The 16,078-nt window shown below is 52.3% G+C and carries 12 protein-coding genes; 2 read left to right on the top strand and 10 right to left on the bottom strand.

Translation table 11 applies throughout. The features are described from left to right. Window positions 1-30: 30 nt before the first annotated feature. The 6 genes from apaH to lptD all read right to left on the bottom strand — a co-directional run bounded on the left by apaH (window position 31) and on the right by lptD (window position 6,977). Complete coding sequence (apaH, locus tag GHC22_RS19490) at window positions 31-879, bottom strand: bis(5'-nucleosyl)-tetraphosphatase (symmetrical) ApaH (RefSeq protein ID WP_003829612.1); 849 nt, start codon at window positions 877-879, stop codon at window positions 31-33. A 10-nt stretch (window positions 880-889) separates the two neighbouring features. Beyond that, window positions 890-1,267, bottom strand: a complete 378-nt coding sequence (gene apaG, locus GHC22_RS19485; RefSeq protein ID WP_003018867.1) for a Co2+/Mg2+ efflux protein ApaG — start codon at window positions 1,265-1,267, stop codon at window positions 890-892. Window positions 1,268-1,269: 2 nt separating this feature from the next. Next, window positions 1,270-2,091 (bottom strand): 16S rRNA (adenine(1518)-N(6)/adenine(1519)-N(6))-dimethyltransferase RsmA, encoded by an 822-nt coding sequence (gene rsmA / locus GHC22_RS19480; protein ID WP_003829609.1) that lies wholly within the window; start codon window positions 2,089-2,091, stop codon window positions 1,270-1,272. Beyond that, window positions 2,084-3,076: a 4-hydroxythreonine-4-phosphate dehydrogenase PdxA gene (gene pdxA / locus GHC22_RS19475; protein WP_153753747.1), complete on the bottom strand. Its 993-nt coding sequence runs from the start codon at window positions 3,074-3,076 to the stop codon at window positions 2,084-2,086. Before pdxA ends, rsmA begins: the two co-directional genes overlap by 8 nt. After that, window positions 3,076-4,362 (bottom strand): peptidylprolyl isomerase SurA, encoded by a 1,287-nt coding sequence (surA, locus tag GHC22_RS19470; RefSeq protein WP_003829603.1) that lies wholly within the window; start codon window positions 4,360-4,362, stop codon window positions 3,076-3,078. Before surA ends, pdxA begins: the two co-directional genes overlap by 1 nt. Window positions 4,363-4,619: 257 nt before the next feature. Continuing rightward, the gene (gene lptD / locus GHC22_RS19465) at window positions 4,620-6,977 is read right to left on the bottom strand and encodes an LPS assembly protein LptD (RefSeq protein ID WP_153753746.1); all 2,358 of its coding nucleotides are present in this window, start codon (window positions 6,975-6,977) and stop codon (window positions 4,620-4,622) included. A 379-nt stretch (window positions 6,978-7,356) separates the two neighbouring features. On the opposite strand from lptD, the gene djlA reads away from it, so the two are divergent. Beyond that, complete coding sequence (gene djlA, locus GHC22_RS19460) at window positions 7,357-8,172, top strand: co-chaperone DjlA (RefSeq protein ID WP_008786173.1); 816 nt, start codon at window positions 7,357-7,359, stop codon at window positions 8,170-8,172. Between the two features lie 95 nt (window positions 8,173-8,267). On the opposite strand, the gene rluA is transcribed toward djlA, so the two are convergent. From rluA to polB, 3 genes are all read right to left on the bottom strand, one after another. Then, entirely contained in the window at window positions 8,268-8,927 is a 660-nt protein-coding gene (gene rluA / locus GHC22_RS19455) for a bifunctional tRNA pseudouridine(32) synthase/23S rRNA pseudouridine(746) synthase RluA (protein WP_003018849.1), read from the bottom strand. Window positions 8,928-8,938: 11 nt separating this feature from the next. Continuing rightward, on the bottom strand, window positions 8,939-11,845 hold the full coding sequence (gene rapA / locus GHC22_RS19450; RefSeq protein ID WP_048236149.1) for an RNA polymerase-associated protein RapA: 2,907 nt from the start codon (window positions 11,843-11,845) through the stop codon (window positions 8,939-8,941). A 177-nt stretch (window positions 11,846-12,022) separates the two neighbouring features. Beyond that, window positions 12,023-14,374 carry a DNA polymerase II gene (gene polB, locus GHC22_RS19445; protein ID WP_153753745.1) on the bottom strand — a complete coding sequence of 784 codons (2,352 nt, stop codon included), beginning with the start codon at window positions 14,372-14,374 and terminating at the stop codon, window positions 12,023-12,025. 573 nt (window positions 14,375-14,947) lie between these two features. Here polB and GHC22_RS19440 point away from each other — a divergent pair. Then, window positions 14,948-15,334, top strand: coding sequence for a DUF4751 family protein (locus tag GHC22_RS19440; RefSeq protein ID WP_048236147.1), 387 nt, complete (start codon window positions 14,948-14,950; stop codon window positions 15,332-15,334). A gap of 39 nt (window positions 15,335-15,373) precedes the next feature. Here GHC22_RS19440 and araD read toward each other — a convergent pair whose 3' ends face one another. Then, the gene (araD, locus tag GHC22_RS19435) at window positions 15,374-16,069 is read right to left on the bottom strand and encodes an L-ribulose-5-phosphate 4-epimerase (protein WP_153753744.1); all 696 of its coding nucleotides are present in this window, start codon (window positions 16,067-16,069) and stop codon (window positions 15,374-15,376) included. Window positions 16,070-16,078: the final 9 nt, after the last annotated feature.

Here is a 16,078-nt window from a genome sequence, read left to right as displayed (position 1 = left end):
GGTGCGAGCACCGCATCCGGCAAACGACTATCAGGCGTTGACCGCTTCGCCAGGATCCAGATTCAGATGGCGATTTGACGGCTGCACGAAGTACTGTTTGTCTTCCCAGCGCAGACAGGTGAGATCGCCTCCCCAGCAACACCCCGTATCCAGCGCGTAAATGCCTTCTGGCGTGCCTTTACCCTCCAGCGATGCCCAGTGCCCGAATGCAATGCTGTATGCTTCACTGACAGGTCCAGGAATGGCAAACCACGGCTTCAGCGGGGCAGGTGCGTCTTCTGGTGACTCTTTGCTGTACATATCCAACTGACCGTTAGGGAAGCAGTAACGCATGCGGGTAAAGGCGTTGGTAATAAAACGCAGGCGCGCCAGCCCGGTCAGTTCCGGGGTCCAGTTATTGGGCATGTCGCCGTACATCGCATCAAGGAAGAAGGGATACGAGTCGCTCGACAGCACGGCTTCAACATCGCGAGCACAGTCTTTTGCTGTCTGCAGGTCCCACTGTGGGGTGATACCGGCATGCGCCATCACCAGCTTCTTCTCTTCGTCTACCTGCAACAGCGGTTGACGGCGGAGCCAGTTAAGTAATTCGTCGGCATCCGGTGCTTCGAGCAGCGATGTGACCCTGTCTTTAGGTTTATTACGACTGATACCAGCAAATACGGCCAGCAGGTGTAAATCGTGATTACCCAATACTAACCGCACGCTGTCGCCCAGTGATTTCACGTAGCGCAAAACGTCCAGCGAGCCCGGTCCACGAGCGACCAGATCGCCGGTGAGCCATAGGGTGTCTTTTTCGGAATTAAAGTCTACCTGATGCAGCAAGGCTACCAGTTCATCGTAACAACCGTGAACGTCGCCAATAAGGTATGTCGCCATAGTTATTGTTTTAATGAATGAGTGTTGGAACGGCGAGTCGGAATACGGGAATATCGATGGTAAAGGCGATGCCTTGTTCATCGATCATTTCGTAATGACCCTGCATGGTGCCCAGCGGTGTTTCAATCACCGCACCGCTGGTGTACTGGTACTCTTCGCCGGGTTCGATGTGGGGCTGGACGCCAACCACGCCTTCACCCTGAACTTCGGTTTCGCGGCCATGACCATTAGTGATCAACCAATAACGCCCCAACAGCTGCACAGGCGCTCGCCCCAAATTGCGGATAGTTACGGTGTAAGCAAAAACGTAACGTTCATCATCAGGTGAGGATTGCGCCTCAATGTAGACGCTTTGTACCTGAATGCACACTCGGGGCGAATTGATCATGTTTAACTCTCCTTCGATGGCGCGTTTTCTGACAGATAGTTAGCCATCCGGCAGTATTGCGCGACAGAGATATTTTCCGCTCGCATCGCCGGATCAATGCCCAGCTCTGTCAGTACTTCAACGCTAAACAGGTTGCCGAGACTGTTACGTACCGTTTTACGGCGCTGATTAAACGCTTCGGTGGTAATACGGCTCAGCACACGAACATCTTTAACCGGGTACGGCATCGTCGTATGAGGGACCAGACGCACAACGGCTGAATCAACTTTAGGCGCTGGCGTAAATGCGGAAGGCGGTACTTCAAGTACCGGGATCACATTGCAGTAATACTGCGCCATGACGCTTAATCGACCATACGCTTTACTGTTTGGCCCTGCAACCAGACGATTCACCACCTCTTTTTGCAACATGAAATGCATGTCGGCAATGGCATCAGTATAGGAAAAAAGATGGAACATGAGCGGCGTGGAGATGTTGTACGGCAGGTTGCCGAATACGCGCAGCGGCTGCCCCATCGTTTGTGCCAGTTCGCCGAAGTTCATGGTCATGGCATCTTGCTGATAAATCGTCAGCTTAGGCCCTAAAAACGGGTGTGTCTGTAGGCGTGCTGCCAGATCGCGGTCGAGTTCAATGACCGTGAGCTTGTCCAGACGTTCGCCTACTGGTTCGGTCAATGCCGCCAGGCCCGGGCCGATTTCGACCATAGCCTGACCTTTCTGCGGGTTGATAGCAGAGACAATACTTTCGATCACAAACTGATCGTTGAGGAAGTTCTGCCCGAAACGTTTACGGGCTAAATGGCCCTGATGGACTCGATTATTCATTGGTATTAACAATCATTTTGATGGCGAGATTAAGCGCCGTAATAAAACTGCCGACATCTGCTTGCCCACGGCCCGCAAGTTCAAGTGCGGTGCCGTGATCGACGGATGTGCGAATAAAGGGCAGGCCCAGCGTGATATTCACACCGCGACCAAATCCCTGGTATTTTAGCACGGGGAGACCCTGATCGTGGTACATTGCCAGCACGGCATCCGCGTGGTCGAGATATTTGGGCTGAAACAGCGTATCTGCGGGCAGCGGACCGTTTAATTTCATTCCCTGCGCACGCAGTTCATCGAGTACCGGAATGATGGTGTCTATCTCTTCCGTTCCCATATGTCCGCCTTCACCAGCATGCGGGTTAAGACCGCACACCAGAATATGCGGATCGGCAATGCCGAATTTGGTGCGTAAATCATGATGCAAAATGCCGATCACTTCCTGAAGCAGGGCGGGCGTAATGGCGTCGGCAACGGCTCTGAGCGGCAAATGCGTGGTTGCCAGGGCAACGCGCAGCTCTTCGGTCGCCAGCATCATAACAACTTTCTTTGCCTGTGAACGCTCTTCAAAAAACTCGGTATGTCCGGTAAACGGGACGCCAGCGTCATTGATAACGCCCTTGTGAACCGGGCCGGTGATCAGCGCCGCAAACTCACCTTGCAGACAGCCATCGCAGGCGCGAGCCAGCGTATCCACCACATATTGCCCGTTTTCTACCGCCAACTGACCCGCGACAGCTGGTGCCCGCAGCGCAATCGGTAACAGCGTCAATGTGCCTGCTGATTGCGGTTTGGCTGGGGTATCTGGAGAGTAGGGGAGGAGTGAAAGTGGTAAACCGAGCATCGCTGCCCGGTCATTGAGGAGTGCTGCATCCGCACAGACAACAAGTTCTACAGGCCAATCGCGCTGGGCGAGCTGAACCACCAGGTCCGGGCCAATCCCGGCGGGTTCGCCGGGAGTGATAACAACGCGTTGAGCACGAGTCATTAGTTGCTCAGAACTTTAACGTAAGCGCTGGCGCGCTGTTCCTGCATCCAGGTTGCTGCTTCTTCCGAGAATTTACGGTTCATCAGCATACGGTAAGCTCTGTCTTTCTGCGCTGCGTCAGTTTTATCAACGTTACGTGTATCCAGCAGTTCGATCAGATGCCAACCGAAAGAGGAGTGCACCGGGGCGCTCATCTGGCCTTTGTTAAGTTTGGTCAGCGCATCGCGGAAAGCAGGGTCGAAAATATCCGCTGCAGCCCAGCCCAGATCGCCGCCCTGGTTGGCAGAGCCTGGATCCTGAGAAAACTCTTTAGCGGCTGCCGCGAAGGTCGTTTTACCGCTCTTAATATCTGCCGCGATTTGTTCCAGCTTCAGACGCGCCTGCTGATCGGTCATGATCGGCGACGGCTTAAGCAGAATGTGGCGAGCATGAACTTCAGTCACGGAGATGCTCTGGCTTTGGCCACGCATATCGTTGACTTTCAGGATGTGGAAGCCGACACCGGAACGAATTGGGCCAATGATATCGCCTTTTTTCGCAGTGCTTAACGCCTGGGCAAAGATACCCGGCAGCTCCTGAATACGTCCCCAACCCATCTGACCGCCTTTCAGCGCCTGCTGGTCAGCGGAATAAGTAATAGCCAGTTTGCCGAAATCACTACCGTTACGCGCTTCATCAACAACAGAGCGCGCCTGGCTTTCAGCCGCGTTAACCTGGTCGGATGTTGGGTTTTCCGGTAATGGGATCAGAATGTGGCTCAGGTTCAGCTCGGTGCTGGCATCGTTTTGGTTGCCTACCTGCTGCGCCAGGGCATCCACTTCCTGAGGCAGGATAGTGACGCGACGGCGAACTTCGTTGTTACGCACTTCGGAGATGGTCATCTCTTTGCGGATCTGGCTACGATAGGTTGAATAGCTTAAGCCATCCTGTGCCAGGCGGCTGCGCATCTGATCCAGCGTCATGTTGTTCTGCTTGGCGATGTTGGCAATAGCCTGATCCAACTGCTCGTCAGAGATTTTCACCCCCATCTTCTGACCCATTTGCAGGAGGATTTGATCCATGATCAAACGTTCCAGGATCTGATGACGCAGTGTAGCGTCATCCGGTAATTGCTGACCTGCCTGACCTGCATTCAGTTTTACTGACTGCATTAAGCCATCGACGTCGCTTTCCAGAACGACGCCGTTATTGACGACGGCTGCAACTTTATCGACTACCTGTGGGGCAGCGAAACTGGTATTCGCGATCATGGCGATACCGAGAAGCAGCGTTTTCCAGTTCTTCATACTTTTTCCATTATTAATTAACCGCAATGCGGATTACGTTGTATACCCTTCGTCTTTCAAGCCGCATTTTTGTTGGCTGCTGAGTTACTCGTCTCATCCATGAGACTCGCCCTTATGGGCCGTCGCTGTGCGACGTTCAAATCTGTTCCTGACAGATTTGTCACTCACCCCAGTCACTTACTTATGTAAGCTCTTGGGGATTCTCTCAGTTGCCGCCTCAATACAGCTCGAAATCCATTGGGTATCAATAAATCAGATCATAAAGAGCTTTGATACGGCAAAATGTTCGAACGCAGCATTTGGTTGGTGCCGAGACCGTAGTTGGAGCTCAGACCGCGCAGTTCGATATTAAAGCCGATCGTGTTGTCATAAATCGCGTGTTGCTGGGTATTATCCCAACCGTTCAGCTTACGCTCGTAGCCGAAGCGAATGGCGTAACAGCAGGAGTTGTACTGTAAGCCCAGCATTGAATCTGCTTCTTTGTTCACCTTGGTATCGAAGTAGTAAGCACCAACAATCGACCAACGCTCAGCAATCGGGAAGCTTGCCACCGCGCCCACCTGCGAAATCCCGTTTTCATACTGGGCGTTAGTTACATCACGTGAAGGTACAGCGGCCTTAATATACTCTGGGCTGGCATAACGGTAGTTCAATTGCAGCATACGGTTTTCGTCGCGGCGGTATTCGATACTGCTATTGCTGGTTGCGATGCTATCCAGACGCGTGTCGTACTGGATCCCACTGCGTAAACCCCAGCGATCGGAGATGCGCCAGTAGGTATCGCCAGCCCATACCAGTGAGCCCGTTTTGTCGTCATTCTCCCATTCTGTATGGTCATCGCCAGTGCGAGACTCGGTGAAATAGTAGATTTGACCCACAGAAATATTAAAACGTTCAACGGCCGCGTCATCATAAACGCGAGATGTGACCCCGGTCGTTACCTGGTTGGCGGACGCAATACGGTCCAGGCCGCCATAAGAGCGGTCACGGAACAGGCCACTGTAGTCAGATTGCAGCAGGGATGAGTCATAGTTATAGATATGACTTTGGTCGCGGTATGGGACGTACAGGTACTGCGCGCGCGGCTCCAGCGTCTGGGTATATCCCGGCGCCAGCATTTGCATGTCACGCTCGAATACCATCTTGCCGTCGACTTTAAACTGCGGCATGACGCGGTTGGCGGAATCATCCAGCTTGGTATTTTTCGGGTTACTGTTGTACCAATCCAGGTTGGTCTGCTGATAGTGCGTTGCCAGCAGCTTCGCTTCGGTATTGATACTGCCCCAGTTATTCGACAACGGCAGATTGATCGTCGGTTCCAGGTGAACACGCGTTGCTTCCGGCATGTTGTCATTGGTATTGACGAAATGGACCGCCTGGCCATAAATACGGGTATCAAACGGACCGACGTCATTTTGGTAGTAGTTGACGTCTAACTGCGGCTGCGCAGAGTAGCTGTTACTGTTTGCGGCATCGAAGACCTGGAACTGCTTGGTCGAGACCGTGGCGTCAAAGTTCTGTACCGCATAGCCAACGCTGAATTTTTGCGTGGCATAGCCGTCGGTACTGGAACCGTATTTATTATCGAAATCATTGAAGTAGCTGGTGTCGCTGACCTTGGTGTAGTCGATGTTGAAACGCCACACCTGGTCCATGACGCCAGCGTGCCGCCAGTAAAACAGCCAGCGGCGTGAGTTGTCATCCTTCGGGTTATCATCCTCGTACACTTTATCGGAGTTCAGATAGTCGAACTCCATCAGGCCTGCGCCCGCCTGGGTAAGATAGCGGAATTCGTTCTCCCACATGATGCCGCCACGACGGTGCATATAATGCGGCGTGATGGTGGCGTCCATATTGGGCGCAATGTTCCAGTAATACGGGAGATAGAACTCAAAATAGTTATTGGTGGAATATTTTGCGTTCGGGATCAGGAAACCGGAACGGCGCTTATCGCCGACGGGTAACTGTAAATAAGGACTATAAAAGACCGGAACCGGACCCAGTTTAAAACGGGCGTTCCAGATCTCCGCGACCTGTTCCTCACGGTCGTGGATAACTTCGCTACCGACGACGCTCCAGGTATCTGAACCTGGCAGACAGGAGGTAAAGCTACCGTTTTCCAGAATGGTATAACGGTTTTCCCCACGCTGTTTCATCAGGTCGGCTTTCCCGCGCCCCTGACGGCCGACCATCTGGTAATCACCTTCCCAGATGTTGGTATCTTTGGTATTCAGATTGGACCAGCCCTTCGGTCCCTTCAGAATAACCTGATTGTCGTCATAATGGACATTGCCCAACGCATCGACGGTACGTACTGGCTCCGGCTGGCCTTCAGCCTGCTTCTGATGAAGCTGTACTTCGTCGGCCTGCAGGCGGCTGTTACCCTGTGCGATATCCACGTTGCCGGTAAACACAGCGTCATCGGGATAATTCCCTTTTGCGTTGTCGGCATTGATGGTGACGGGTAACTCATTAGTCTCGCCCTGTACCAGAGGACGGTCATAGCTCGGCACGCCCAGCATACACTGTGAGGCGAGATCGGCTGCCAGGCCCTGATGGCTATAGAGGGCGCTGGCAATCATGGTGGCCAGAAGAGTGGGAATACGTTTTTTCATACGTTGTATTTATTGTTCCATCATCAGTAGCGTCGCGCGTGACAAACGGTCACAGCCTAACTTATCTCATCTTCACTTCGCTAGTATTAATCCTGCCCATTTTATACCCGCCACCTTTCAAGCTGCATCTTCGTTGTCTTCCTCGTTCACCCCAGTCACTTACATGGGTAAGCTCCAGGGGACTCACTACGTTGCCGCCTTGCTGCAACTCGAAATCCAACGGGTATAGCGTTTGTGGTGTTAGGCACGGCATTGAATGACAGGTATGATAATGCAAATTATAGGCGATGTCCCACAATTGACCGCAGCCGTAAATCGGTAAAAGCACCTTATATTGTGGGACATAGCCTTGCTGAGAGCGGAAAGATTTGGGGAGTCTATGCAGTATTGGGGAAAGATAATTGGTGTAGCCGTGGCCTTAATGATGGGCGGCGGCTTCTGGGGTGTGGTTCTGGGGCTGTTAGTTGGCCACATGTTCGACAAAGCCCGCATGCGCAAAATGGCGTGGTTTGCCAACCAACGTGAACGCCAGGCGCTGTTTTTTGCCACCACTTTTGAGGTGATGGGACATCTGACCAAATCCAAAGGTCGCGTCACGGAAGCCGATATACATATCGCCAGCCAGTTGATGGATCGGATGAATTTGCACGGTGACTCGCGAACGGCTGCACAACATGCCTTCCGGGTAGGAAAATCGGATAATTACCCATTACGTGAAAAGATGCGTCAGTTTCGCAGCGTCTGTTTTGGTCGATTCGATCTGATCCGCATGTTTCTGGAGATTCAGATCCAGGCGGCATTTGCTGATGGGTCGTTGCATCCTAACGAACGTGAAGTGCTGTATGTGATTGCTGAAGAGTTGGGGATCTCACGCACCCAATTTGATCAGTTCCTGCGCATGATGCAGGGCGGCGCACAGTTTGGCGGCGGATATCAGCAGCAGTCTGGCGGCGGTGGCTGGCAGCAGGCGCAACGCGGCCCGACGCTGGAAGACGCCTGTAATGTGCTGGGTGTGAAAACGACCGACGATGCGACCACCATCAAGCGGGCTTACCGTAAGCTGATGAGCGAGCACCATCCGGACAAACTGGTTGCGAAAGGTCTGCCGCCAGAGATGATGGAAATGGCGAAGCAAAAAGCGCAGGAAATCCAAAAAGCTTACGAGCTGATTAAGGATCAAAAAGGATTCAAGTGATTGAATTGCCGGATGCGGCTAGCGCCTTATCCGGCCTACATTCATTAACGTAGGCCGGGCAAGCGAAGCGCCCCCGGCATAAATTGGCTCAGAATTTAAAAATCTGCCGGGACTTTAAACGTCATACTGTTGCCGTATTCGGGATGCGTGATGGTTAACATCTCTGCATGCAGCAACAGGCGCGGCGCTAACGCCAGAGCTTCCGGCGGAGCATAGAAGCGGTCGCCCAGGATAGGATGCCCTAAAGCCAGCATATGCACACGCAGCTGGTGGGAGCGTCCGGTAATGGGTTTGAGCACGACCCGGGCGGTGTTATCCGCCGCGAACTCCACAACTTCATACTCGGTCTGCGCCGATTTCCCGGTCTCATAACATACTTTTTGCTTTGGCCTGTTTGGCCAGTCGCAAATCAGCGGTAAATCAACCAGACCCTCGGCCGGAGCAGGATGCCCCCAGACGCGTGCGACATACTGTTTTTTCGGTTCGCGCTCGCGAAACTGGCGTTTTAGCTCGCGCTCTGCCGCTTTGGTTAGCGCGACTACAATCACGCCGCTGGTTGCCATATCCAGACGATGCACGGATTCAGCCTGCGGATAATCGCGCTGAATACGTGTCATCACGCTGTCTTTGTGCTCATCCAGACGACCTGGCACAGACAACAAGCCACTCGGCTTGTTGACCACCATAATGTGCTCATCCTGATACAGGATGACCAGCCAGGGTTCCTGCGGCGGATTGTAGTTTTCCATCCCCATGTATGGCTCCGTTACTGATGCGTCACGACGATCAGGCGCAGGGCATCGAGACGCCAGCCCGCCTGATCCAGGCTTTCCATCACCTGCTGACGGTTGCTTTCAATTGCGCTAAGTTCGTCATCACGGATGTTCGGGTTAACGGCACGCAGCGCTTCGAGACGGGAAAGTTCTGCCGTCAGCTTCTCGTCAGCTTCTTTACGCGCTGCGTCGATCAGCGCGCGGGCAGATTTTTCCACCTGCGCTTCACCGAGTTGCAGAATGGCATGAACATCCTGCTGCACGGCGTTGACCAGTTTGCTGCCGGTGTGGCGGTTAACGGCGCTGAGCTGACGGTTAAAGGTTTCGAACTCAACCTGTGCAGCAAGGTTATTGCCGTTTTTATCCAGCAGCATGCGTACCGGCGTTGGTGGCAGGAAGCGGTTTAGCTGCAGTTGTTTCGGCGCTTGCGCTTCAACAACATAGACCAGCTCAACCAGCAGTGTACCAACAGGTAATGCTTTGTTTTTCAACAACGAAATAGTGCTGCTTCCGGTGTCGCCGGAGAGGATCAGATCCAGACCATTGCGGATCAGCGGATGCTCCCAGGTAATAAACTGGGCATCTTCACGCGACAGGGCGACATCGCGCTCGAACGTAATGGTGCAGCCATCTTCCGGCAGCCCAGGGAAATCCGGCACCAGCATATGATCGGACGGCGTCAGCACGATTAAATTGTCGCCACGGTCATCCTGATTAATACCGACGATATCAAACAGGTTCATGGCGAAGGCGATCAGGCTGGTATCGTCGTCCTGTTCTTCAATACTCTCAGCCAGCGCCAGTGCTTTTTCGCCGCCGTTAGAGTGGATCTCCAGCAGGCGATCGCGACCTTGCTCTAGCTGTGCTTTCAGCGCGTCATGCTGTTCGCGGCAGGTTTTGATCAGATCGTCAAAGCCCTCGGTATTTTCTGGTTCAGCCAGGTAGCCGATCAGATTGTTATAGACCGTGTCATAGATAGTACGGCCGGTCGGACAGGTGTGTTCGAACGCATCCAGACCTTCGTGGTACCAGCGCACCAGCACAGATTGCGCGGTTTTTTCCAGGTACGGAACGTGAATCTGAATATCATGCGCCTGACCAATACGGTCCAGACGGCCAATACGCTGTTCCAGCAGATCCGGGTTGAACGGCAGGTCAAACATCACCAGATTGCTGGCGAACTGGAAGTTACGCCCTTCGGAGCCGATTTCAGAACACAGCATTACCTGGGCGCCGCTATCTTCTTCGCTAAACCATGCTGCGGCGCGGTCACGCTCAATGATCGACATCCCTTCATGGAATACGGCAGCGCGGATACCTTCGCGCTCGCGCAGAACCTGCTCCAGCTGAAGCGCGGTGGTGGCTTTTGCACAGATAACTAATACTTTTTGCGAGCGGTGGCTGGTCAGGTAGCCCATCAGCCATTCCACGCGCGGGTCAAAGTTCCACCAGGTGCCGGTGTCACCTTCGAATTCCTGATAAATCTGTTCCGGGTAGAGCATGTCGCGCGCCCGGTCTTCTGCACTTTTACGCGCGCCCATAATGCCGGAGACTTTAATCGCCGTCTGGTATTGGGTCGGCAGCGGCAGCTTGATGGTATGCAGCTCGCGTTTCGGGAAGCCTTTTACACCGTTACGGGTGTTACGGAACAGCACACGGCTGGTGCCATGGCGGTCCATCAGCATCGAAACCAGCTCCTGACGCGCGCTCTGGGCGTCTTCGCTGTCGCTGTTTGCCGCCTGCAATAGCGGCTCAATGTCCTGCTCGCCAATCATGTCGCCTAACATGTTCAGCTCATTGTTACTCAGCTTGTTACCTGCCAGCAACATGGCGACGGCGTCGGCGACCGGACGATAATTTTTTTGCTCTTCAACAAACTGGGCGAAATCGTGGAAACGGCTCGGGTCCAGCAGGCGCAGGCGTGCAAAGTGACTTTCCATGCCCAGCTGCTCCGGTGTAGCGGTTAGCAGCAGGATGCCCGGCACACGTTCTGCCAGTTGTTCAATGGCCATATATTCGCGGCTGGGCGCGTCTTCGCTCCACACCAGGTGATGGGCTTCATCGACAATCAGCAGATCCCACTCGGCGTCACACAGGTGCTCCAGACGCTGTTTATTGCGACGGGCAAAGTCCAGCGAGCAGATGACCAGTTGTTCGGTTTCAAACGGGTTGTAGGCGTCGTGCTGCGCTTCTGCATAACGCTCATCATCAAACAGCGCAAAACGCAGGTTGAAACGGCGCAGCATTTCGACCAGCCACTGGTGCTGTAATGTCTCCGGGACGATGATCAGCACGCGCTCTGCGGCGCCGGACAGCAGTTGTTGATGCAGGATCATCCCGGCTTCAATGGTTTTACCTAAACCCACTTCATCTGCCAGTAAAACGCGAGGAGCATGACGACGGCCAACATCATGGGCAATGTTCAGCTGGTGAGGAATCAGGCTGGTACGTTGACCACGCAACCCACTCCACGGCATACGGTATTGTTCGCTCTGAAATTTACGGGCGCGATAGCGCAGAGCAAAGCGATCCATGCGGTCAATCTGGCCGGCAAACAGGCGATCTTGTGGTTTGCTGAATACCAGTTTGCTGTCGAGCAGTACTTCACGCAGCATGACTCCGGTTTCTTCGGTATCCAGGCGGGTTCCGATATAGGCAAGCAGGCCGTTTTCTTCTTTTACTTCATCGACATGCAGTTGCCAGCCTTCATGGCTTGTTATCGTATCGCCAGGATTGAACATCACGCGGGTCACGGGGGAATCACTGCGCGCATACAGACGGTTTTCGCCCGTCGATGAGAAAAGTAAAGTGACGGTTCGCGCATCCATGGCGACAACAGTACCAAGTCCCAATTCGCTTTCTGTATCGCTGATCCAGCGTTGACCAAGTGTAAAAGGCATATATGTTCGGCTCTATATCTTTAATTGCAGGCAATACTCGTCATTTTCCGGGCTAATCCCCGTTATTGAGAGCATACGACCCCGCTACCAGGCTAATAAATCAGTGGTAGTGGTGTTAAATGGGTCCAGGAATGGAAAGGGCGCTATGGTACTGGATGGCGGCGGTTTCGTCACGCGTCAAAATAACCCCAGTTGTCCTGTGAGTAGTGTAGCAAAATTATCGTCAATAAAGGGAAGAATTCCCTCAGCAACGGGTTGGATCTGGCGGGTCAGATAATGCTCGTAATCGAGCGCAGATAGCTGATAATCAACAGGTTCTGGGCCATTGACCGTCCAGACATATTTTATGGTTCCGCGATTCTGATACTGCGGTGGACGCCCCAGCTTTACATTCTGCTCATCGGCGAGTCGCGCGGCACGAACGTGTGGTGGAACATTTCGCTGGTATTCGCTTAACGGGCGGCGCAGGCGCTTGCGGTACACCAGTTGTTCATCCATTTCACCAGCCATCAGACGGTCAATAGTCTCACGAACAAACTCCTGATAAGGTTCGTTACGAAAAATTCGTAGGTATAGCTCCTGCTGAAACTGTTGGGCTAGCGGCGTCCAGTCGGTTCGTACCGTTTCCAGTCCCTTAAACACCATACGTTGCTCAGCACCGTCCTGAATCATCCCCGCATAGCGTTTTTTACTGCCGGTATCTGCACCGCGAATGGTCGGCATCAGAAAGCGACAAAAATGGGTTTCAAATTCCAGCTCCAGCGCGCTGGTCAGATTTTGTTGCTTCAGCGATTGCGCCCACCAGGTGTTGACATAGCTCACCAGTTCCCGACCAATTCGGGCTGCATCGTCCTCTGAGTGCGCCTTTTTCAGCCAGACAAAGGTGGAATCGGTATCGCCATAAATGACATCGTAACCCTGAGCCTCAATTAACGCTTTGGTCTGGCGCATGATCGCATGGCCGCGCATGGTAATGGACGAGGCCAGTCTCGGGTCGAAAAAGCGACAGGCGGTGGTGCCCAGCACGCCGTAAAATGCGTTCATGATGATTTTCAACGCCTGCGAGAGTGGCTTATTGCCGCGGCGTTTTGCTTCTTCGCGCCCGTGCCAGATCTGAGTAACGATTTCAGGCAGGCAGTGCTTTTCGCGTGAAAACCAGGCGTCAAGGAAACCTTCGGTGCTGTGTTCCGGATCCGGCTGCGCCATCCCTTCGATAAGCCCCACCGGGTCGATTAAAAAAGTACGAATTATTGAGGGATACAGGCTTTTGTAATCCAGCACCAGTACGGAGTCGTACAATCCCGGGCGCGAGTCCATCACGTAGCCGCCGGGACTGGCGTGCGCGGGGACTTCACCCAGATTCGGCGCCACATAACCCGCCCGGTGCATTCGTGGCAGGTAGAGATGTCCGAAGGCGGCAACTGAACCACCGTGCCGGTCGACCGGCAGACCGTTGACCGTCGATCGTTCCAGCAGAAATGGCATGATCTCGGTTTTGTGAAAAATGCGCGTGACCAGCTCACAGTCTTTGAGATTGTAGGTGGCAAGCGCGGGCTTATCCTGGGCAAATCGACGGTCGATTTCGTCCATTCTGTCCCACGGATTATCAATCGACTTCCCTTCGCCAAGCAGCTCTTGCGATACCGTTTCCAGTGAAAATGACGAGAAATTCCAGAACGCGGATTTTAGCGCCTCAATACCGTCGATAATCAGGCGCCCCTTAGCCTGAGCGAAGAATACGCCGTTCTTGAAGCCATGCTCGCGCCACTCAAGCTCGCTGCTATCACGGCCAAAACGCAGGGGAATGCGGTAACGTTCGGCGTGCTTTTGCAGGACGCGTAAATCGAATTGCACGACGTTCCAGCCGATTATCACATCAGGATCGTGACGGGCAATCCAGTCATTGAGTTTTTCCAGCAACTGCGGGCGGCTTGCAACGTACTCAAGTTCAAAATCAAGCGTAGAGGCGTCGCCGTTTGCCGGGCCGAGCATGTAGACAATACGTTGCCCGCAGCCTTCAAGACCGATGCAATAGAGTTCGCCGTGGCGCGTGGTTTCGATATCCAGCGATACCCATTTTAGCGGTGGTCGATAGTCAGGGTTCGGCTTCAGGCGGGCATTCACCAGCATGTCATTATGTCTGTCGCCTTCGACCCAAACAGGGGAGGTGATAAAGCGCTCCATCAGATACCGCTCAGGTGGGCGTACGTCGCCCTCATAGACGGTGACTGCGTTTTCGCGCAGCAGTTTTTCCAATCGCATGAGCTGGCGATGTGAGCGGCAATACAGTCCGGAAACAGGCTGGCGGTGGAAGTCTTGCAATTGCAGCGATTTCAGGCGATAGCCGTTTTCAGTGCGTAATAATGACATTACGCGAGGAACCTGACTGGTGGGAATAAACGCGACCGACTCCTGAGGCGCGAGCGTGACCTGCAGCGGCCCATCGTCTGTAGCCAGCCAGAATGAGACCTCAGTTCCCTGCGGGGTGTCCCGCCAGTGCCGGGTTAAAATAAAACCTGCTTGCGCCACGCTGCGTATCCGTCAAAAAACCAGGCATTATTATAGCCTGGTTCTGATAGATTAGCTGTGATTTTATACAGTTGTAATGCTCAGAAGAGGTTACTGCCCGAAATACGCTTTCCTGAGTAAAATAATTATTCCTACCTGACAATGTTATCTTCATATGCAATATATGAATCAAATAGCTTTGATAGGCTACAGATAGATATGTTATAGCTGGTATTTGTACATTAGTTTCCATTAATTACGTTGTTTATGTTTTAATTGTTAATTACAAGTTCGTTTTCATACTTTTTCTGTTTTTTAGGAATAGTGCTCATTTGATTTTGCTACATATTTCTCGGATTAGTAAAAAAATTATATTTTTATTTGTTTTTATTAGCTGTTAGTGTAAAACTTTCATTCGAAATGTTTGGGCCATCATCTTAAATATAATATATTTAAATGGGGTTGTTATTGCTCTAAATAAGCAGTTTCAATTCAATTTCGTCGGGAAATTCTCTGTGAATATAATTTTATTTTTTCGATGGCTTGTGCATTTTTTTGTCCTTTTGATATTGATTTTGAAAAAATGGAGTTTTTATGAACGTTCTTTCCAAACATCAGCTTGGCATTAAATATCAGAACTATATGTTTGTTAACACAATGATTTCTAATCCAGCCATTAAAACTGTGAGCAAGTATATTTTATATAAAACATGGGACGGTAAGTTGTGGAATGCTGAAATTATTGAAAATGGTAGCGCTTTTTTTCACTGGCAGGGTAATGACAAAAGTAAGGGGCACAAAGATACAGTGATTAATTATCTGCTGAACGGGCAGAAGTGGCAGGCGACCATTACAGATTATGTCTTTTTCCATTGTCTGGAAGGAAATAAGGCTCATGGACACTATGATAATGTAATTGATTATATCTGTTCAAATGATTGTGTATACCAAGGTTCATTCGCCGAATATTATAGCGAATAACTATAAAGGAGCGCGTAGATTATCTGCGCGCTTATTTTTTTACTGCCCGTAATACGCTTTTGCACCGTGTTTGCGCAGGTAGTGTTTATCTAGCAGGGTTTGCTGCATATCCGGTAACTGCGGCGCGAGCTGGCGACAGAAGATCCCCATATAGGCGACTTCTTCCAGCACGATGGCGTTATGCACCGCATCTTCGGCATTTTTTCCCCAGGCAAATGGACCGTGAGAGTGCACCAGCACGCCAGGCATCTGTGCGGCGTCAATACCTTGTTTTTCAAAGGTTTCAACGATTACGTTACCGGTTTCCCATTCATATTCGCCGTTGATTTCTTCGTCGGTCATTTTGCGTGTGCAGGGAATCGAACCGTAGAAATAGTCCGCATGGGTGGTCCCCGTTGCCGGAATCGACTGACCCGCCTGTGCCCAGATGGTTGCATGGCGCGAATGGGTGTGAACAATGCCGCCAATGGTCGGGAACGCCTGATACAGCAAACGGTGTGTTGGGGTATCTGAGGAAGGTTTCTTCGTACCTTCAACAACTTCACCCGTGGCGATACTGACTACCACCATATCGTCGGCGGTCATTACGCTGTAATCGACTCCCGAAGGTTTAATCACAAACACGCCGCGCTCGCGATCGACGGCGCTGACGTTCCCCCAGGTCAGGGTGACCAGATTGTGCTTAGGCAACGCCAGATTGGCTTCCAGTACCTGACGTTTGAGATCTTCAAACATGATGCTCTC

Source organism: Citrobacter sp. H12-3-2, from assembly GCF_009649895.1.
GTDB lineage: Bacteria > Pseudomonadota > Gammaproteobacteria > Enterobacterales > Enterobacteriaceae > Citrobacter > Citrobacter portucalensis.
Note: the sequence above shows the minus strand (reverse complement) of the source record. Positions and strands in the feature narration are given on the sequence as shown.